This window comes from Streptomyces sp. NBC_00464 (genome assembly GCF_036013915.1).
GTDB lineage: Bacteria > Actinomycetota > Actinomycetes > Streptomycetales > Streptomycetaceae > Streptomyces.
On the sequence record NZ_CP107899.1, the window covers coordinates 2342117 to 2359781 of the forward strand.

At 68.6% G+C, this 17665-nt stretch carries 16 protein-coding genes and 3 pseudogenes; 13 read left to right on the forward strand and 6 right to left on the reverse strand.

What is annotated here, in order from left to right:
* The first annotated feature begins 27 nt into the window (after positions 1 to 27).
* A complete protein-coding gene (locus OG912_RS10085) occupies positions 28 to 1131 on the forward strand; it encodes a pyridoxal-phosphate dependent enzyme (RefSeq protein ID WP_443060965.1) in 1104 nt (367 codons plus the stop codon).
* 78 nt (positions 1132 to 1209) lie between these two features.
* Positions 1210 to 3810, forward strand: coding sequence for a discoidin domain-containing protein (locus OG912_RS10090; protein ID WP_327709057.1), 2601 nt, complete (start codon positions 1210 to 1212; stop codon positions 3808 to 3810).
* Here OG912_RS10090 and OG912_RS10095 read toward each other — a convergent pair.
* The gene (locus tag OG912_RS10095) at positions 3797 to 4687 is read right to left on the reverse strand and encodes a DMT family transporter (RefSeq protein ID WP_327709058.1); all 891 of its coding nucleotides are present in this window, start codon (positions 4685 to 4687) and stop codon (positions 3797 to 3799) included. The genes OG912_RS10090 and OG912_RS10095 overlap by 14 nt on opposite strands.
* Before the next feature lie 48 nt (positions 4688 to 4735).
* Between OG912_RS10095 and OG912_RS10100 the strand changes: the two genes are divergently transcribed.
* Together OG912_RS10100 and OG912_RS10105 are read left to right on the forward strand one after the other, a co-directional pair.
* Positions 4736 to 5260, forward strand: coding sequence for a MarR family winged helix-turn-helix transcriptional regulator (locus tag OG912_RS10100; RefSeq protein ID WP_327709059.1), 525 nt, complete (start codon positions 4736 to 4738; stop codon positions 5258 to 5260).
* Positions 5261 to 5519: 259 nt separating this feature from the next.
* Positions 5520 to 6332 (forward strand): acyltransferase, encoded by an 813-nt coding sequence (locus OG912_RS10105; RefSeq protein ID WP_327709060.1) that lies wholly within the window; start codon positions 5520 to 5522, stop codon positions 6330 to 6332.
* Positions 6333 to 6474: 142 nt separating this feature from the next.
* On the opposite strand, the gene OG912_RS10110 is transcribed toward OG912_RS10105, so the two are convergent.
* The 3 genes from OG912_RS10110 to OG912_RS10120 are packed head-to-tail and all read right to left on the reverse strand — an operon-like array spanning position 6475 to position 9841.
* Entirely contained in the window at positions 6475 to 7548 is a 1074-nt protein-coding gene (locus tag OG912_RS10110) for an NAD-dependent epimerase/dehydratase family protein (RefSeq protein WP_327709061.1), read from the reverse strand.
* The gene (locus OG912_RS10115) at positions 7545 to 8261 is read right to left on the reverse strand and encodes an IspD/TarI family cytidylyltransferase (protein ID WP_326738480.1); all 717 of its coding nucleotides are present in this window, start codon (positions 8259 to 8261) and stop codon (positions 7545 to 7547) included. The genes OG912_RS10110 and OG912_RS10115 overlap by 4 nt, the downstream gene beginning before the upstream one ends.
* A 5-nt stretch (positions 8262 to 8266) precedes the next feature.
* Positions 8267 to 9841: a CDP-glycerol glycerophosphotransferase family protein gene (locus tag OG912_RS10120; RefSeq protein WP_327709062.1), complete on the reverse strand. Its 1575-nt coding sequence runs from the start codon at positions 9839 to 9841 to the stop codon at positions 8267 to 8269.
* A gap of 1140 nt (positions 9842 to 10981) precedes the next feature.
* On the opposite strand from OG912_RS10120, the gene OG912_RS10125 reads away from it, so the two are divergent.
* From OG912_RS10125 to OG912_RS10145, 5 genes and pseudogenes are all read left to right on the forward strand, one after another.
* Positions 10982 to 11251 (forward strand): type II toxin-antitoxin system Phd/YefM family antitoxin, encoded by a 270-nt coding sequence (locus tag OG912_RS10125; RefSeq protein ID WP_327709063.1) that lies wholly within the window; start codon positions 10982 to 10984, stop codon positions 11249 to 11251.
* Positions 11244 to 11507, forward strand: coding sequence for a type II toxin-antitoxin system RelE family toxin (locus tag OG912_RS10130; RefSeq protein WP_327709064.1), 264 nt, complete (start codon positions 11244 to 11246; stop codon positions 11505 to 11507). Before OG912_RS10125 ends, OG912_RS10130 begins: the two co-directional genes overlap by 8 nt.
* Before the next feature lie 111 nt (positions 11508 to 11618).
* Positions 11619 to 12500, forward strand: a complete 882-nt coding sequence (locus tag OG912_RS10135; protein WP_327709065.1) for a hypothetical protein — start codon at positions 11619 to 11621, stop codon at positions 12498 to 12500.
* Positions 12494 to 13279 (forward strand): annotated as a pseudogene (locus OG912_RS10140) (NF041680 family putative transposase); the annotation flags it as partial. The gene OG912_RS10135 and the pseudogene OG912_RS10140, both read left to right, overlap by 7 nt.
* A gap of 43 nt (positions 13280 to 13322) precedes the next feature.
* On the forward strand, positions 13323 to 13820 hold the full coding sequence (locus OG912_RS10145) for a YfbM family protein (protein ID WP_327170072.1): 498 nt from the start codon (positions 13323 to 13325) through the stop codon (positions 13818 to 13820).
* A gap of 120 nt (positions 13821 to 13940) precedes the next feature.
* Here the strand turns inward: OG912_RS10145 and OG912_RS10150 are convergent, their stop codons facing one another.
* Positions 13941 to 14441: a GNAT family N-acetyltransferase gene (locus tag OG912_RS10150; RefSeq protein WP_327709066.1), complete on the reverse strand. Its 501-nt coding sequence runs from the start codon at positions 14439 to 14441 to the stop codon at positions 13941 to 13943.
* Positions 14442 to 14681: 240 nt separating this feature from the next.
* Here OG912_RS10150 and OG912_RS10155 point away from each other — a divergent pair.
* The 4 genes and pseudogenes from OG912_RS10155 to OG912_RS10170 all read left to right on the forward strand — a co-directional run.
* Positions 14682 to 14774, forward strand: a pseudogene (locus OG912_RS10155) (DNA-binding protein); the annotation flags it as partial.
* A gap of 60 nt (positions 14775 to 14834) precedes the next feature.
* Positions 14835 to 15020, forward strand: a pseudogene (locus OG912_RS10160) (IS256 family transposase); the annotation flags it as partial.
* Positions 15021 to 15445: 425 nt separating this feature from the next.
* Positions 15446 to 15697, forward strand: a complete 252-nt coding sequence (locus OG912_RS10165; protein ID WP_033298751.1) for a hypothetical protein — start codon at positions 15446 to 15448, stop codon at positions 15695 to 15697.
* A complete protein-coding gene (locus OG912_RS10170; protein WP_327709067.1) occupies positions 15697 to 16089 on the forward strand; it encodes a DNA-binding protein in 393 nt (130 codons plus the stop codon). Before OG912_RS10165 ends, OG912_RS10170 begins: the two co-directional genes overlap by 1 nt.
* 132 nt (positions 16090 to 16221) lie before the next feature.
* Here the strand turns inward: OG912_RS10170 and ychF are convergent, their stop codons facing one another.
* A complete protein-coding gene (gene ychF, locus OG912_RS10175) occupies positions 16222 to 17310 on the reverse strand; it encodes a redox-regulated ATPase YchF (RefSeq protein ID WP_326738475.1) in 1089 nt (362 codons plus the stop codon).
* Positions 17311 to 17665: the final 355 nt, after the last annotated feature.

The window sequence follows — 17665 nt, forward strand, 5'->3', positions numbered from 1 at the left end:
GCCACCGCGGCTGGCATGCTGGCCGCCATGGCCACCACCTATCGCTGCCCCCAGGACGGCACCCGTGCCGACGTCACCTCGCTGACCTGGTGCTGCCCGGTCTGCCGCGGCCCGTGGGACCTGGACTTCGAACCCACGGGCCCGCTGCGCGCCGGCGAACTGCCCGGCCGGGTCAACTCCCTGTGGCGGTACGAGGAGGTCCTGCCGCTCTCCTCCCCCGCGACCACCCTCGGCGAGGGCCGCACCCCGCTCGTGCCGCTCACCGCCACGGTCTCGGCCAAACTCGACTTCCTCATGCCGACGCTCTCCTTCAAGGACCGCGGTGCGGTGATGCTCGCCGAACTGGCCCGCCGCCTCGCCCCCGAGCGCGTCGTCGCGGACAGCAGCGGCAACGCGGGCACGGCCGTCGCCGCGTACTGCGCCCGCGCCGCACTGCCCTGCACCGTGTACGTCCCCGAGGGCACGTCCGCGAAGAAGACCGAGCAGATCCGGGCCCACGGCGCCCGGCTGGAGATCGTCCCCGGGGACCGCGAGGCGACCGCCCGCGCGGCCCGCACCGCCGCCGACGCACCCGGCACCTTCTACGCCTCGCACGTCTTCAACCCGTACTTCCTGCACGGCACGAAGACCTATGTGTACGAGCTCTGGGAGGACCTCGGCGGCCGGCTCCCCGACGCCATCGCCGTACCGGTCGGCAACGGCACACTGCTCCTCGGCGCGGCCCTGGCCACCGCCGAGCTCCTCGCCCAGGGCCTGATCGACACCCGCCCCGCGCTGGTCGCCGTCCAGGCCGAGGCCGTGTCCCCGCTGGCCGCGGCCTTCCACGCCGGGGCCGAGGACCTCCTCGGCGTCACTGCCGACGCCGCCACCTCCCCCACCCTCGCCGAGGGCATCGCCATCCCGCGCCCGCCGCGCGCCCGGTCGATCCTGGCGGCGGTGCGGGAGTCGGGCGGCACCTTCCTGACCGTGACCGAGGATCAGATCCGCACCGCACAGCGGGATCTGGCCACCCGCGGCTTCTACGTGGAGACGACGGGCGTGGCCTGCTGGGCGGCGGTGGGCGGCTGGACGGACCGCAGCGTCGTCGTACCGCTGTGCGGCGCGGGTCTCAAGACGGGGCTCGCGGACTGAGCGTCCGCGCTCCCGCGTCAGCCGTTCACCCGCGCGCCGTGCCCCGCCGCACGGCGCGCGTTTCCCTACGTTCGTACCGTGAGCCCTTCGCGTACCACTCTCCTCACGTCCCTCGTCGCCTGCGCCCTGATCGCGTCGGCGCCCCTGCCACCCGTCGCGTACGCCGCCGATCAGCGGCCGTCCGCCCCGGCGGCCGTGGCCTGCGGCCGGGACACGGACCCCGCCTGGGCCCTGACGTCCACGACGTTCGGCGAGGCCGCCGGCTACGACCCCTACGTCGGCAACGGCTACCTGGGGCACCGCGTACCGGCCGCGGGTGCCGGGTACGCCGAGCGCGAGGAGAAGACCGGCTGGCCGCTGTTCACCCCGCGCTACGACGGGGCGTTCGTCTCCGGGCTCTTCGGCCGCGAGAAGGACCTGGCGGCGGGCCGCGAGGTGGCCGCCGCGCTGCCGAGCTGGACCAACCTCGATGTGCGGGTGGGCAAGGAGACATACGGCTCCGCCACCCCGGCCGGCCGGATCTCCCGGTACCGCCAGACGGTGTTCCTGCGGTGCGGACTGGTGCGCACGTCACTGCGGTGGACCACGGCCGACGGCCGCGCGACGGACCTGACGTACGAGGTGCTGGCCGACCGCGCCGAGGTCAACACCGGTGCCGTGCGGCTGCGGATGACCCCGCACTGGACCGGCACCGCGACGGTCACCGGCCGGCTCGACCCGCGCGGCGCACGCCGGATCGACCTGGAGGACGACGGGACGTTCCGCACCCGGGGCACGGGGACGGCGGGCGCGATCGTCCAGACGATGCGCCCGGCGGGCGCGAACGGGCAGGCGTCCCGGGTGACCGCGGGGCGCACGTACACGTATCTGAAGTACGTCGGGGTGGACACCGCGCTCACCTCACGCGCCCCGCGCACCACCGCGCGCGAGGCGTCCCGGGACGCGGCGAGGCGCGGCTGGCCCGCCGTACTCGCCGAGAACGCCGCCGTCTGGCGCCGCGACTGGGCCGCCGACGTGTCCGTGCCGGGCAGTCCCGATCTGCAGAAGTGGCTGCGCTCCGCCCAGTACGGACTCCTCGCCTCCACCCGCACCGGTTCCCGCGACAGCATCGCTCCGGCCGGGCTGACCAGTGACAACTACGCGGGCATGGTCTTCTGGGACGCGGAGACCTGGATGTACCCGGGACTGCTCGCCACCCGTCCCGAACTGGCCCGTTCGGTGGTCGAGTACCGCTACCGGACGCGCGACGAGGCCCGTACGAACGCGGAGAAGCTCGGCTTCAAGGGGCTGTTCTACCCGTGGACGAGCGCGAGCAAGGGCAATCTCTGGTCCGAGTGCCAGAGCTGGAACCCGCCGCACTGCGTGACCCAGAACCACCTCCAGGGCGATGTCTCGCTGGCCGTCTGGCAGTACTACCTGGCCACCGGCGACCGCGACTGGCTGGCCGGCCACGGCTGGCAGATGCTCCAGGGCATCGCCGACTTCTGGGCCTCGCGCGCCACCGCGAACGACGACGGCAGCTACTCGGTGAAGGAGGTCGCGGGGCCTGACGAATACAGCAACGGCGTCACCGACGGGGTGTTCACCAACGCCGTCGCGGCCACCGCCCTGCGCAACGCCACCCGCGCGGCGCAGCTCCTCGGGCACCCCGCTCCGGACGAGTGGAAGGAGGTCGCCGACGGTCTGCGCATCCCGTACGACCCGGAACGCAAGCTCTACCTCCAGTACGCGGGCTACGACGGCTCGACGATCAAGCAGGCCGACACGGTCCTGCTGATCTACCCCCTGGAATGGCCGATGGAGCCGGGTGCGGCCGCCTCGACGCTCGACTACTACGCGGCGCACACCGATCCGGACGGCCCGGCGATGACGGACTCGGTGCACGCGATCGACGCGGCCGCGATCGGGGAGCCGGGCTGTGCCACGTATACCTATCTCCAGCGTGCGGTGCGCCCGTTCATGCGCGGCCCGTACGCCGTCTTCAGTGAGGCGCGCGGCGCGAAGGCCGGCGCCCAGGACCCTCTCTCCGGTTTCCCGGCCGAGGACTTCCTCACCGGCAAGGGCGGTTTCCTCCAGGTGTTCACGCACGGGCTGACGGGGCTGCGGCTGCGGGAGGACGGGGTGCGCCTGGACCCGATGCTGCCGCCGCAGCTGCGTGAGGGAGTCAAGCTGACGGGGCTGCACTATCAGGGGCGTACGTACGACATCGCGATCGGCCCCCGCACGACGGAGGTCCGGCTGACGTCGGGCGCCCCCTTCACCCTCCACACCCCGTCGGGTCCCCGCTCCCTGTCCACCACCCTCACTCTCCCCACGCGCCGCCCGGACCTGACCCCGACCACCGACGCGGCGCGCTGCCGCCCGGCGACGGCGACGTCCGAGACACCCGGCCTGTACGCGGCGGCGGCGGTGGACGGCAGCCCGGCGACGGCGTGGTCGCCGGACGGGGAGACGGGCTCACTGACGGTGGATCTGGGGCGGGCGGCCCCGGTGACGGGATTCGCGCCCGAGTGGACGGACGTACCCCCCGCCTCGCACCGCCTGGAGACCTCGGCCGACGGCAGGAACTGGCAGCCGTACCGGGCGGGGGCGGTGGCCCGCGAGGTGCGGGTGACGGTCGTTTCGGCGGATGCGGCCGAACCCACGGGCGTACGGGAACTGAAGGTCACGCGGTCTTAGGACGGGCGCGGCGGACCTCGGCCGGCCGTCGGCGCGCTGCCGGCCGGCCGAGCAGGATTCCGCCCAGCACGAGGACGAGCCCGCAGATCTGCCGGAGGGTGAGCGACTCCCCGGCGATCACCGTGCCGAGGAGCACTCCGGTCACCGGGTTGAGCAGCCCGACCAGGCCGACCGTCGCGGCGGGCAGATGGCGCAGTCCGGCGAACCAGGCGGCGAAGGCGAGAGCGGTCGCCACCACGGTGACGTACCCGAACCCGAGGACGGCCGGCCCGTCGAGCGCGGGCGGCGCGCCTTCCACGGCCGCGGCGAGGGGCAGCAGGAGCAGGCCACCGGCGATCAGCTGCCAGGAGGTGGAGGCAAGGATGTCGGTCCCGGCGCCCCAGCGCTTGGTGAGGATGTAGCCGAGGGACGACATCGTCAGGGCGGCGACCGAGGCGAGCACCCCGCGGACGTCGGCCTGGACGGTCCCGGTCAGCAGCATGAGGCACACCCCGCCGATACCGGCTGCCGCCCCCAGCAGGGGCAGCAGCCCCGGCCGCTCGGCCACGAGCGCCCAGGCGATCAGCATCATGGCCACCGGTGAGGCGGCCATGATCGTCGAGGCGGTGCTGGTCGGGAGCAGCTGCGCGGCGACGTACACGAGGGCGAAGAAGCCGCCCATGTTCAGGACGCCGAGGACCACGGCCTTCCACCACCAGGAGCCGTGGGGGCGTCGGCGGGAGACTGCCAGGAGCAGCAGCCCGGCGGGCAGGGCCCTGATGGCGGCTCCGTAGAGCGGGGTCTCGGCGGGCAGGTAGGCGTGGGTGACGTAGTAGTTCGTCCCCCAGGCCACCGGGGCGATCGCCGTGATCAGCACCCACCGCAAAGTAGCTTCCATGGAAGCTACAGTACCGGAAATATCTTCCCTGGAAGCTACAATGGGGCCATGCCGGATTCCACCACCCCCCAGCCCCTGGACCACGTGGCCCGCATCCAGGCCGAGTGGGCCCGCGAGCGCCCGGATCTCGACGTGCGCCCCCAGGGCGTGATCGGCCGCCTGCACCGGCTGGCCGGGCTGCTCACGGAGGAACTGTGCGTGGTGTACCGCCGGTTCGGCCTGAGCGAGGGCGAGTTCGACGTACTGGCCGCGCTGCGCCGGGCCGGGGAGCCGTTCGAGCGGGCCCCCGGCGAACTGGCCGCGCACACCATGGTGACCACCGGTGCGATGACCAAGCGCATCGACCGTCTTGAGCGCTCCGGCCTGGTCACCCGCCGCCGGGCGGCAGGCGACGGCCGTGCCCGCGTGGTCGCCCTCACCCCCGCCGGCCGTGACCTGATCGACCGGGCCTTCACCGAGCACATGCGCAACGAACGCCGCCTCCTCTCCACCCTGACCGGCGACGAGGCGGCGGCACTTGAGCCGCTGCTGACGGTGTGGCTGGAGCGGGTGGAGCCACCACAGGGGGAATGAGCACGGGCCGGCCGGCGTCGGCCGCGTACGAATCCCAAAGGATGACCAACCACTCGATACGCCTTGAACCGCACAGAACGTGAACTGCACGGCGTGGAAGCCCGCGCTCCACAGCCGGTGTTGCGGCCAAGATTGGTCCGATCACGCCAAGATTCAGTAACAGAGTCATCTGATAACTTAAATCGAGATCCCGAGCCGGAATGGAGGTACGAGGGGCAGGTCCGACCCTGAACCGGTCGAGGGCATCCCTCAGATCACAATGCTGCAAGTGCGCAAGCTCGAGCGTTACAAGGACGATCAGGGAAACGAGATCGTCTACGACGGAGAGATCCGTGCGGAAAAGATCGATATCCGCTTCAAGGGGTCGAACAACAGACTCGTCATCAGTCCCAAAGCGGATATCCAGGACCTACTCGTCACCTTCACGGGAGACAACGGTCAGATAGACATCGAGCAGACCACGAAGAAGCGCGCAGGCCTCCGCTTCGAACTGCGCTGCGGGCACAAGTCCCAGATCCGGATCGGCGAGAACGTGGGCTGCGCGGGCCGCACCTTCATCTCCGCCGTCGAAGGCGTGTCCGTGTCGATCGGTGCCGACGTGATGTTCGCCAAGAACATCGAGGTGCGCGGCGACGACACCCACCCGATCTTCGACGTGCGCACCGAGAAGCGCGTGAACCCGTCCCAGTCGATCGTCGTGGGCGAGCACGTCTGGATCGCGAAGCACGCGGTCGTGATGGGCGGCGTCACCATCGGCAGCGGCTCGGTGATCGGCTTCCGCAGCGTCGTCACGAAGTCCATCCCCAACAACTGCACCGCGGTGGGGTCACCGGCGCGAGTGGTGCGGCGGAACATCGCCTGGGAGCGGCCCGAGGTCGTCGGGCGCCAGCCCAATGAGCTGTATCCGCGCAAGGGCGAGAAGTCCACGCAGTACTGGAATCCCACCGAGGACGACGGTGGTTCGGAGAAGATCGTGGTGCGGCCGAAGCCCAAGGGGCAGCAGCAGCGGCGACTGGTCCGTTTCCTTCCGGCTTCGGTCCGGCGGCTGGCCAGGAAAATTCGATCTTCCTGAAGCGCCCGCTTTCGGCAATTCAGCGAAATTGCACCACATTGCCACATTGCCTCGGGCCCGGACGAAAGTCCGGGCCCGAGGCAATGTGCGTGCTGGTGTTTCTGTCGATCCGTGCCGGTGGCGTGCCCCGACGGCGGATTCGCTAGAGCGCCGGGGCGCTCGACTCCAGATGGGTCACCATACGGTTCAGCCCGGTCGGCAGATCGACCACCGGGTTCCAGCCGAGAGCGGTGAGCCGCGTGCTGTCCAGGCCCTGCTTCTTGGTCAGGCTGTAGGCGCGCGCGTCGGACTCGTTGGTGAAGCGGAGCTGCTGCCCACGCTCCGGGCGCACCTCGGTGAAGAGCTCCGCCAGCCGCCGGATCGAGACCAGACCGGCCGGGTCCGCGACGTTGTAGGCGACCTGGTCACCGCGGAGCAGCGTGTAGAACAGCCCCGCGATGGCGTCGGCCACGTAGGTGTAGGTCCGTACGCCGGAACCGTCGCTGTTGAGCACGATGTCCTTGCCGGCCACCACGTTCGCCGCGAAGTCGGCCTGCACCCGGCCGTCGTCCAGCGCCATTCCCGGCCCGTAGACGTGACCGAACCTGACGACGTGGCTCTCGATGCCGTACTGCGCCTGGTAGGTCGCGCAGATCGTCTCCGCCGCGCGCTTCCCCTCGGCGTAGCAGGCCCGCGGGTTGAGGATGTCGAACCCGCCGTAGCTCTGCTCGTCGATGAGCTCGGTCTCCGGGGCCTGGGCGCCGTAGACCTCCGCCGAGGACATCAGCAGGAATCCGCGGCTGGCCTTCTCCACACAGAGGTCGAGCAGGTTGAACGTGCCCAGCAGGTTCGCCTTGATCGTCATGACCGGCGCACTGCCGTGCAGGGCGGGCCGTGCGGCGCTCGCTCCGTGGATCACGTAGTCGACGGGGCCGGGCAGCTCCAGCGGAGCCGACACGTCCTGGACGACGAGGTTGAAGTCCGGACGGTCGAGCACGTCCGCGAGCAGCCGCCTGGCCTTCTCCTCGTTCCGCACCAGGCCGTGCACGGTGATACCCGCGCCGTGCCGGTCGTTCAGTGCGAGGAGGGTGTAGACGACGTACGACGGCAGCATGCCGCTCGCGCCGGTGACCAGCACGGTGCGGCCGGAAAGCTCGCTCCACGGCAGGTCGCGGTCAAGGATCTCGTCGAGGTCGTGCGCCACGACCGGGCTGGAGACGGTGGTCAATGGAATCACGTACCCACGATCTGCTGGTTCTCAAGGATCTCGAAGAACGTCCGGCAGAGGTAGAAGTCCTCGGCCGTCGTGATCTTGATGTTCGAGCGCGGGCCGACCACGCGGTAGATCTTGCGGCCGTACTTGTGCATGAGGGAGCACGAGTCGATGGTGTCGTGCTCGTCCTCGGCGACCGCACGCTCGTACAGCGAGAGGATCTCGCCGAGCCGGAAGCTCTGCGGGGCCTGCGCGGCGTAGATGTGGTCGCGCGGGATCACGTCGTCGATGTGGTCGTGCTCGCTCGACACCACGGTCTCGTTGAACTTGGTGCACGTGATGGCCGAGCCGTGCTCCTGGACCATCTCGATGTTGGCGCTGATCAGCTTCGCGTCGATCAGCGGCCGCACGCCGTCATGGATCAGTACGACGGTGTCGTCGGGGCATTCCGCGGCAACCGTCGAGAGCGCCTTGTGCCGCGACTCCTGACCGGTCTTGCCGCCGTCGATGATCCACTTGACCTTCTGGATCTCGTACCGCTTCAGCAGCTTCTCCATGTACTCGCGGTACTCGGCGAGTATCGCGATGGCGATGCTGTCTATCTCGGGGTGCGCCTCGAAGTGCTCGAGGGTGTGGATGATGATCGGCTTGCCGTTGACCTCCAGGAACTGCTTCGGGAGGGCGCGGGAGTTCATCCTGGAACCGATACCGCCGGCAAAAAGCAAAGCAACGTTCATTGTGTCTATTCCTCCGACTGGTCGCTGAGCGGCTGGTCAGCCACCGTCGTGTCGTCCTGAACGGGGTCGAGCCAGCGGTGCTGGCCGCCCGTGTCCCTGCCACCGTGATCTCCGACCACCAGCCAGTCGATCACGCGGTCCGCCGAGTTGGTGTCGACGTAGTCGAAGTTCTCCCGACGGAACTCCTCGACCTTCGAAAGGTCGAAGTCCTCGTCCTGGAGGGCCTTGAGCAAATCGTCGAAGGTCACGCAGATCGTGCCGGGGGCGACGGAGTCGTAGTCCCGGTGGAATCCGCGGATCACCGAATACGTGTCCTTGTCGTACGCGAAGAACAGGATCGGCTTGTCGAGCAGCGTGTACTCGTAGATCACCGACGAGTAGTCCGTGACGAGGACATCGGTCACGTGCAGCAGGTCGTTCGTGTCGGGGTACGACGCGAAGTTCAGCAGCCGGTCCGAGTACTCGTCGGGGATCGGCGGGGCCTCCGTGATGAAGTGGTGCATCCGGAAGAGCACGACGTACTTGTCGCCGCAGACCTCGTAGAGCTTCTCCCAGTCGATGCGGTCGTAGTCGTAGTGCGCGTCCCCGATGCTCTTCCCGCGGAAGGTCGGCGCGAACAGCACGACCTTCTTGCCCTGGAGCTGCGGGTAGGACGCGGCGAAGTCGTCCTTGACCTTCTGGGAGTGCTCCTCGTTGAGGAACGTGTCGATGCGCGGCAGACCGGTCGGCACGACCGCCGACTCCTCGATGCCGAACGCCTCGGCGTACACCGGCACCAGGTGCTCGGACCCGGTGATGACGTAGGTGTACTTGCGGTGGGCGTTGGACAGCTTCGGCGAACCGTACTTTCCGAACCGGCTGTATCCGACGGCCTTGAATCCGCTTCCGGCGTGCCAGAGCTGGATGATCTTCGTTTCCGGCGAAATGCTCAGATTCCCGAGGAGCCCGAAGTAGTCGTCCATCAGGACGGTGTCCGACGTCGCCAGACGGTAGATGAGGCGGAGCGTGCTCCACTTGTTCGCCGTGGCCGGTATTCGGAACGAGTGGCTGAACTCGTACTTCTTGTCGAGGTCCCGCTCGATCATCCGGTCATGGACGCGGGCCAGGTTGCCGCCGAGGCCGGTACGCATTTCGGAGGCGAAAAGGATTCGGTTGCCACGCGGCGGGTTCAGCCGGCGCGCGGTCCAGTAGAAGCGCTGAGCGATCTTACGGCGACGGGCCCGCGGGAATACCTTCAGCCCTATTCGCTTGCCGATCGGCTTCTTCTTCGCCGGCTTCTTGCCCGGCCCCGCGCTGCGGAACAACTGGTACGTCCGCATAAGGAAGTCGGGACTGTCCAAGTCATCCGAGATCCCGAACGCGATGACGTAGACAGAGCGGTTGCGGTCATAGAGGAAGGTGCGGGAACAGTCGTCGAGCTCGTCCGTCGCCGTGAGGTCGAAGCCGGCGGCGGGCAGTCGCTCCTCACCGATCACCGGGACGATCCGCCACGTGCCGTTGGGCACCTGGCGCCGGTTCTCGAAGTTGGTGACGTTGATCTCCAGGCGATACTGTTCGGCGTCGATCTGCCGAGAGTTCACCGGGAATTCGCGCTCGTTGTCAACAATCAGGAAGCGGAGAGCACTAGGATCTCCATTGAAGTCCGAGACCGTCACATCGAGCGTGAGGTGCACACGCTCCCAGGAAATCGCCGCTATTGAGCAGCCCGCCATCGTCATCCTTCCGTTCGTGAACCGTCGTGCCTTCTACGGAGGCATGCGCGACGGCTACGGAGCCTGCCGGCGTCAGATGTGACGGTTGCCGGAGCATAGCTTACCGACTCTCGCCACCTCAAAAACGAGACGGCGGCAACGGCCTCACAGCCGTGGCCGAACGCACCCATCCGGACCTTCCCTCACAGCCCTCTCATCTGCGCCGCTGCCCTTCGCCACTCGGCGGTCCGGACCCCGCGGACAACACCTACTGGTGCGACGCCGGCGGCCCGACTACGGCTATAAACCCGGATAAACCCCCAGTACCTTACTGCGGACAACAGTTGCCCCCTCCCGGACAACACCTTCCGCGATTTCGCACCGTAGCGAGACGAATACTCTTCGCAGTGCGTATTTTTCCCGCACCCGGCTTTGAAGCCCGTCGGAGGGCGGGCCGGCCGACGGCATTCACCGCAGCCGAGGAAGCACATCCACCCGGCCAACGGCTCCCGCCGAACCGCTCGCCGGGACCTTCAGCTCCTCCATGTCGCACCAGCTCAAAGGCGCAGCGCGCGTCATTCGGCCCGCTCTCCGAGACGGGACCCACCTACGCCTGGCACAACACCCCGGGTGACGACATGCCCCTCTCCCGCACAAGCCGCCGCCGAGGACGCCTCACTCGGCAGGCATGAACTCCGCCACATCCGCGGCGTGGTGGAGTTCACACGACGCGGCGGGACCACCCGAACCGCTGCGACCCGGTGAAGCGGGCCGCACTCCCCGTACGCCCCCAGAACGCCGGCCCACGTCGACATGACACCCGGCACGGGCGGGCAGCCGGTGCCGGGGCGGCCACGCCGGGGCACGCGTCCGCGTCGAAGTCGGGCACGGGAGCCGACAGGGGGCCGGCCCACCCGGCGCTGATCCAGCACCAACGGGGTTCACCCAGCGCATCAGGCCGCGGCGACGCACCCGGACCGCGCCGCTTCAACGTTGTGTACACATAGCACACTCGGTACACTTGGGCGCATGACGCAGCCCTTGCCCATAGAGTCCATCCGCGATGTGCGCGCACACCTGGCCGAGGTCGTGGAGCGGGCCGACCGGGACGACGTACCCACCGTGATCACACGTCGCGGCAAGGAGGTCGCCGCCGTCGTGTCCATCGAGGTACTTCGGAAGTACCAGGAGTGGGAAGAGCGCGAGATCAACCGGATCATCGACGCGCGCATGGCGAATCCGGCAGCGGGCATCCCGCTTGAGGACATCATGCGGGAGACGCTGACGCGCAATGAGTGACTACCGCACCGTCTTCCGGCCCGAGGCCCAGTCGGAGCTGCGCAAGATCCCCCGCGACATGGCGCTCCGGATCCTGGCCAAGCTGACCGAGTTGGAAGGCGACCCCCTCGGCTTCAACACCACCGCACTCGTGTCCCAGCCGGAACGCCGCCGCCTACGAGTGGGTGACTACCGTGTCGTCTACACGATCGACAACGGTGAACTGGTGGTGTGGGTCGTACACATCGGGCATCGCTCCACCGTGTACGACGCCTGACCCTGACGCAGGGACTCCTTTCCACGATCGGGCAGAATCCGCAGGCGCCGGCGGCGCCCCTGTCCGCACCGGCCGTGCCGGGTTGTCAGTCACGGCTGTTTTCATGGCGCCATGAGCACTGTGCATGAGATCGCCGTCCTCCTCCCTGACCCCGACGACCTACGCGCCCACCTGAGCGCGTTGGCCGTCCTGGAGGCCGCGATCGCCGATGATCCGCAGTTCTGCCACTACGCCTTCGACGCCACCTGGGGCCCCGGCGAGGAAGCGGCCTTGATGGACAACGGCTCGGGGGACGACTTCTCCGTCCTCTTCGCGCCGGCCGGCGTGCTCATACGAGGTTTCGACCACGAGTCGCGGATGAGCCCGTACGCGACGGACGACGGGCAGGTCCGGGACGGAGTCATCGACGAAGTACCCGCCGCACTGCGCCCGCTCCTGGACGAACCCGCCTTCTGCGATGAGGACATCGACGCCCCTCGGGTCACCGCCTGCCTGTGGCGGGAGACCGGCGACACTGTCTGGCGCACCGGCTCGGCCATCGCCTTCCCGCCCGGCAGCGAGGACCCGGACGGCTCCGGCCTCCTCTTCCAACTCCTCGCCGACCGCTCTCCCGAGGCCGTCCAGGCACACTTCGAGGACTACTACGAGCGCCCCGTACCCCTAGAAGCCATCCGCCACGTCCTCGCCGGGCACCCCCTCACCTCTGCGATCGCCGCGGCCCTCAACCCGGCCGCCCTCTCGGACGACGCCTTGTTCCGCCGGATCGCCGCGCATCCCGCGGCCGCCGCCTACCTGGCCTGCGACGGCGAGTTCGACCTCGCCCGCACCGACCCGATCGTGGCGATCGCCCTGCCCAACGGCCTCCCGGCGGAGCCCGTCGCCGGCTGCAACGCGGGCGGCACCCACTACCTCTGTGGCCCGGCGTCCCCCGGAGACCCCCGCCCGGTCCTCTACACCGACTCCGAGGGCCGGGCCACCCTGATCGCCGATTGATGCGCCGCCCGACCCCGTCCCGGGTCTACAACCCGATCGGCGGCCGGCCGGCCAAGCATGGCGGCGAGTTCGTGTTCGGGGACCCCGGAACCTGGGGCGTCGAACAGGCGGTCACCACTACTGCCACCCGCCGCTACGGCACCGCCGTCGCCCAGGCGTGGGACCGGCTCCACCCTCGGCTGACCCGCCGCGCGGCCTGGCTGGACCACGACGGGCCGCTGCCGGTCATCGAGGGCACCGTGATCCGCCTGGCGGTCGAGACGTTACCCAGCGGCGGGGTGAACCGGCCGGTCTGGCTCTGGTGGTCGAGCACCGGCGCCACCCCGGCCGACGTCGACCACTGCTGGCAGTCCTTTCTTCGCCGTTTCGACCTGGAGCACACCTTCCGCCTGCTCAAGCAGGCCCTCGGCTGGACCCGGCCCCGCCTGCTCGACTCCCAAGCGGCCGACCGCTGGACCTGGCTGGTCCTCGCCGCCCACACCCAGCTCCGCCTCGCCCGCCCGCTCGTCGCCGACCTCCGCCGCCCCTGGGAGCGCCCGGCGGAACCGAACAAACTCACCCCCGCGCGCGTCCGACGCGGGTTCAGGAACCTCCACACGAAGACCCCATCACCAGCCCGTGCACCGAAACCAACCCGGCCCGGTCCCGGCCGGCCTCGCGGCTCGAAGAACCAGCGGCCTGCACCCCGCTACGAGGTGGGCAGAGTCCTCGCTACCGGTGAGGCGTACGCCCGGCCTGTCCATCACCAGAAGGGCACCAAGCCCCGACGAGTGGAATGACCAGCCGGATCGCTTGTCTGAACCTCTCCGTATGCTGCCGCCCATGAGCATGAACGGCGAATACCTGCGCGTCACACCCGGAGAACTGACCCGAGCCCTGGAGGATCCCGAGTGGGCCTTGGACTTCGCCGCCGATGTCCAAGACCAGGAGGACGAGGAGACGGCACCAGCCGAAGCGCGGCACTTCACAACACACCAGACGTGGAACATGCTGGACTTCCTGCTGAAGCGCTCGGCCTTCCCAGTCGACATCGCGTACGGCGAAGAACTCATCCCCGAGGCCGATGACTGGGGCTACGAGCCGCCGCGATACCTGACCACCAAACGAGTGCGGCTGGCCGCCGAGAAGCTGAGTCAGCTGACCTACGACGAGCTGATACACGGTGTCGATCACGCCGAACTCGCCGCAGCTGAGATCTATCCTCAGATCTGGGACTCACCGACCTCACTGGAATGGGGCCGCGACCTGTTCCCCGCTCTGACGGAGTTCTTCCAAGCCGCCGCCTCCGCGGATCACGCCATAGTGATCTGGCTCGACTGACGTCGCCTGCGGCCGGGATGTTAAACGACAAGCTCAAGAGATGTCCACAAACGCGGGCAGACCCCAGAGCCTGATCTCACCCCCGCGTGCGCCCTCGTGGGTACGTGTTGAGCCGCGGCCTCATTCGCCGGTGAGGTCCTTCACATACCGGTGGGCCGGCACCAGCACGGGTCCGTCCAGGCCGGGTGCCTGATGATCGAAGAGGCCCTCGTCCTGCCAGCCCTGGCGTACGTAGAAGCGGCGGGCACGGGCGTTGCCGGCCACGACGGCGAGCCAGGCCCGCCGGTAGCCGGCCGTCGCAACCCGATCCTCAGCGGCGGACAACAGGGCGGAAGCGACGGCCGTGCCACGGTGAGCGGCACCGACGTAGACCTGCTCGACCTCGTCACCGGCCACCATGATGAAGCCCGCCACCTGACCGCCCACCACGGCGACGACTGTGTCCTTGACGCGTTGTGCGGCACGTACGTCGAAGGAGTTGCGGGGACGGGCTTCGACCAGGGCGTCGGGCACGTTGCCCCGGTGGCCGTCACCCCATCCGTGGTACCAGATGTCGGCGACCGACTCGGCGTCGCCAGGACGTGCGGGCCTCAGCTCCAGGGGGCGAGTATCGCTGCTCATGGGGTCACCCAACCACATGCACCTCCCGAATACCGCTTCCCTTTCACGGCAGTTGGGACCGCGCTGAGCCGCTCAGGAAGCCCACGGCGTGAGCAGCCGCACGTCGCAGCTCAGAAGGATTTCTGCGCCTGTCCGACGTGTTCTCGGGGCGCCCGATTCTTGGCCGGTACGCGGTCGATGATCCAGATGTTGCGACCCCAGTCGGCCAGGAATGCCCAGAGCGATTCCGATTGAAATACGCTCCGCTCCCGGGCCCCCGTCCTCGTACTGACCTCGGACCGCGACGACTGGTCGAAACTGTGCGGCGACCGCGTACAGATCAAGGACGTCTGACCACAGCGCCTACTCAGGTGAATCCACCTGCTGATCGACCGCTGCTTCGTAGAAGGCATCCGCAAGGCCGTCCGCGCCCGCGGACACTTCCCCACGGAACAGGCCGCCCTTAAATGTGTCTACCTCGCGGTCATGAGCCTGGACCCGACCGGCACCGGCGCGAAGCGCTGGACCAGGCGATGGAAGCCGGCACTCCAGGCTTTCGACATCGCCTTCGAAGGCCAGCTCACCGCAGCACAGCAGTAACAACCAACCCTTGAGTTACACCACTCGCTGTACAGACCCTCCCAGCACGGTACGGATGACCAGGGATGACGACAGGTGACGAGGGGTCAGATATCCCCGCACCACCCCAGCACGGGAAGAAGCCAAGGGCCCGACTCCGAAGAGTCGAGCCCTGTCCGACCTGGGCGTTTGCCAGATCAGCAACGTGGTGATAATTCAGCCGCTACACGTTGAAGCGGAATGTCTGCAGTCCGATCCTGACCTGCGAAGGAGCCCCATCCAGGGCCCTGACCAGCCATTTCTCCGTTGGCTCGCGTTGGCCTGCGACGGGCGCTTACGGGTGTCCTGCGGACTCTCTGCGGACCGGACGGATACCCGTCCGCACAGTCCGCGCGGCCACGACCATCTACACCCAGAAACTTACGACCACCGGTAGCATGGGCACCATGAGCAGTAGCAAGAAGTACTCGATCAGCCTGCCCGAGGACCTCGCCGAAGCCGCACGCGCCCACGTCGGGCCCGGCGGTTTCTCCTCCTACGTCGCCGAAGCCCTCGAACAACGGGTCGCCATGGACAAGCTCCGGGAGATCGTCGCCGACTTCGCGACCGACAATGACGAGCTCACCCGCGAGGAGGTCGAAGCCGCCCGCGCGCTGCTGCGCCATGACCACCGGCAGGTCGGCGGGGCCGCAGCCTGATGCCCGGCACCCTACTGCTCGACAGCGAAGGCCTCTCCAAGCTCTACCGCAAGGACCGCACCGTCATGGCCCTGATCCAAGCGGCATCGGAGGAAGGCATCCGCGTGGCCACAAGCGCCATGACCACCCTCGAGGCCGACTACGAGCGCATTCACCCCGCCCGGATCAAGTGGGTCCTCTCCCGCGTCGACGTTCACGACGTCACCAAGGAGATCACCGATCAGGCCGCAGCCCTCCTGCGCAGCCACCGCCTCCAGGGCCACAAGTACGCCATCGACGCCGCCTTCGCCGTCATCGCCCGCACCGCACCCCAGCCGGTCACCGTCCTGACCTCAGATCCCGAGGACCTGACGCTCCTGTGCGGCCCCGCCGTAGAGGTCGTCAAAGTCTGAACGCCGACCGCAGTCGCACCAACCAGACCCGTCACCAACACCTCAGCGCTTCGCGACACAAGGACTCCACGCGGACGTACACCTGCGCCCGACCCACCAACAAGCGGGCCGGGCACATCTCTTGACTGCCCGTCAGACGTTGAAGCGGAACTCCACCACGTCCCCGTCCTGCATGACGTAGTCCTTGCCCTCCATGCGCGCCTTGCCCTTGGCGCGGGCCTCGGCGACCGATCCCGTCTCGACCAGGTCGTCGAAGGAGATGATCTCCGCCTTGATGAAGCCCTTCTGGAAGTCGGTGTGGATCACACCGGCCGCCTCGGGGGCCGTGGCGCCCTTCTTGATCGTCCAGGCGCGGGTCTCCTTCGGGCCTGCCGTGAGGTAGGTCTGCAGGCCCAGGGTGTCGAAGCCGACGCGGCCGAGCGTGGCGAGGCCGGGCTCCTCCTGGCCCATCGACTGGAGGAGTTCCAGGGCCTCGTCGTCGTCGAGCTCGATCAGCTCGGACTCGATCTTGGCGTTGAGGAAGATGGCCTCGGCGGGGGCGACCAGGGCGCGCTGCTCGTTCTTGAAGTCCTCGTCGACCAGCTCGTCCTCGTCGACGTTGAAGACGTAGAGGAAGGGCTTGGTGGTGAGCAGGTGCAGCTCGTGGAGCAGGCGGCCCTTCTCGGTGCCGGCGGTGATGCCCGCGTGGAAGAGGGTGTCGCCCGCTTCCAGGATCTTCTGGGCCTCCTCGACCGCGGCCAGGACGGCGACCTTCTCCTTCTGGAGGCGGGCCTCCTTCTGGAGACGGGGGACGGCCTTCTCGACGGACTGGAGGTCGGCGAGGATCAGCTCGGTGTTGATCGTCTCGATGTCGTCCTTGGGCGAGACCTTGCCGTCGACGTGGACGACGTTCTCGTCCTTGAAGGCGCGGATGACCTGGCAGATCGCGTCCGACTCGCGGATGTTCGCGAGGAACTTGTTGCCCAGGCCCTCGCCCTCGCTCGCGCCGCGCACGATGCCCGCGATGTCGACGAAGTCGACCGTCGCCGGGAGCAGCTTCTGGGAGCCGAAGATCTTCGCGAGCGTGTTCAGCCGCGGGTCGGGGACGCCGACGACGCCGACGTTCGGCTCGATCGTGGCGAACGGGTAGTTGGCCGCCAGCACGTCGTTCTTGGTCAGGGCGTTGAAAAGGGTCGACTTGCCGACATTCGGCAGACCGACGATTCCGATCGTGAGCGACACGGTGGCGACTTCCCTAGGGGGTGGACGGGCTCGAATGGACGTCGGGCCCGGGTGGGCCGATTCTCCAGTTTACGGGCGGGGGCGGGCGGCCGGTCACGGGTCGGGGCGGGGACGGCGCCGCCGCCCCTCCGGGGGCCGATTCGGGGGTGGATCCGGGGCGGAATCGGTTCCCGTTGGGCCGTGTGGCATCGAACTCATCGCCAAGGTCGGCCAAAGCGCGTGTCCCGCACCTGCTTCCGCCCGCCCGGCGACCTACGTTGTCCCGGTGGAGCAGCACAGGACACGTCCCCCCCAGCGCAGGCAGACCCGGCCGGCCCCCCTGTCCCCGCTCGGGACCAAGGAAGCCGGAGGATCC

What these genes read in the sequence shown, in the direction of transcription:
- OG912_RS10085 (WP_443060965.1), top strand. Translation starts at nt 28, where the DNA reads ATGGCCACCACCTATCGCTGCCCCCAGGACGGCACCCGTGCCGACGTC.
- OG912_RS10095 (WP_327709058.1), bottom strand. Translation starts at nt 4,687, where the DNA reads ATGGAAGCTACTTTGCGGTGGGTGCTGATCACGGCGATCGCCCCGGTG.
- OG912_RS10100 (WP_327709059.1), top strand. Translation starts at nt 4,736, where the DNA reads ATGCCGGATTCCACCACCCCCCAGCCCCTGGACCACGTGGCCCGCATC.
- OG912_RS10105 (WP_327709060.1), top strand. Translation starts at nt 5,520, where the DNA reads ATGCTGCAAGTGCGCAAGCTCGAGCGTTACAAGGACGATCAGGGAAAC.
- OG912_RS10115 (WP_326738480.1), bottom strand. Translation starts at nt 8,261, where the DNA reads ATGAACGTTGCTTTGCTTTTTGCCGGCGGTATCGGTTCCAGGATGAAC.
- OG912_RS10125 (WP_327709063.1), top strand. Translation starts at nt 10,982, where the DNA reads ATGACGCAGCCCTTGCCCATAGAGTCCATCCGCGATGTGCGCGCACAC.
- OG912_RS10130 (WP_327709064.1), top strand. Translation starts at nt 11,244, where the DNA reads ATGAGTGACTACCGCACCGTCTTCCGGCCCGAGGCCCAGTCGGAGCTG.
- OG912_RS10135 (WP_327709065.1), top strand. Translation starts at nt 11,619, where the DNA reads ATGAGCACTGTGCATGAGATCGCCGTCCTCCTCCCTGACCCCGACGAC.
- OG912_RS10145 (WP_327170072.1), top strand. Translation starts at nt 13,323, where the DNA reads ATGAGCATGAACGGCGAATACCTGCGCGTCACACCCGGAGAACTGACC.
- OG912_RS10150 (WP_327709066.1), bottom strand. Translation starts at nt 14,441, where the DNA reads ATGAGCAGCGATACTCGCCCCCTGGAGCTGAGGCCCGCACGTCCTGGC.
- OG912_RS10165 (WP_033298751.1), top strand. Translation starts at nt 15,446, where the DNA reads ATGAGCAGTAGCAAGAAGTACTCGATCAGCCTGCCCGAGGACCTCGCC.
- OG912_RS10170 (WP_327709067.1), top strand. Translation starts at nt 15,697, where the DNA reads ATGCCCGGCACCCTACTGCTCGACAGCGAAGGCCTCTCCAAGCTCTAC.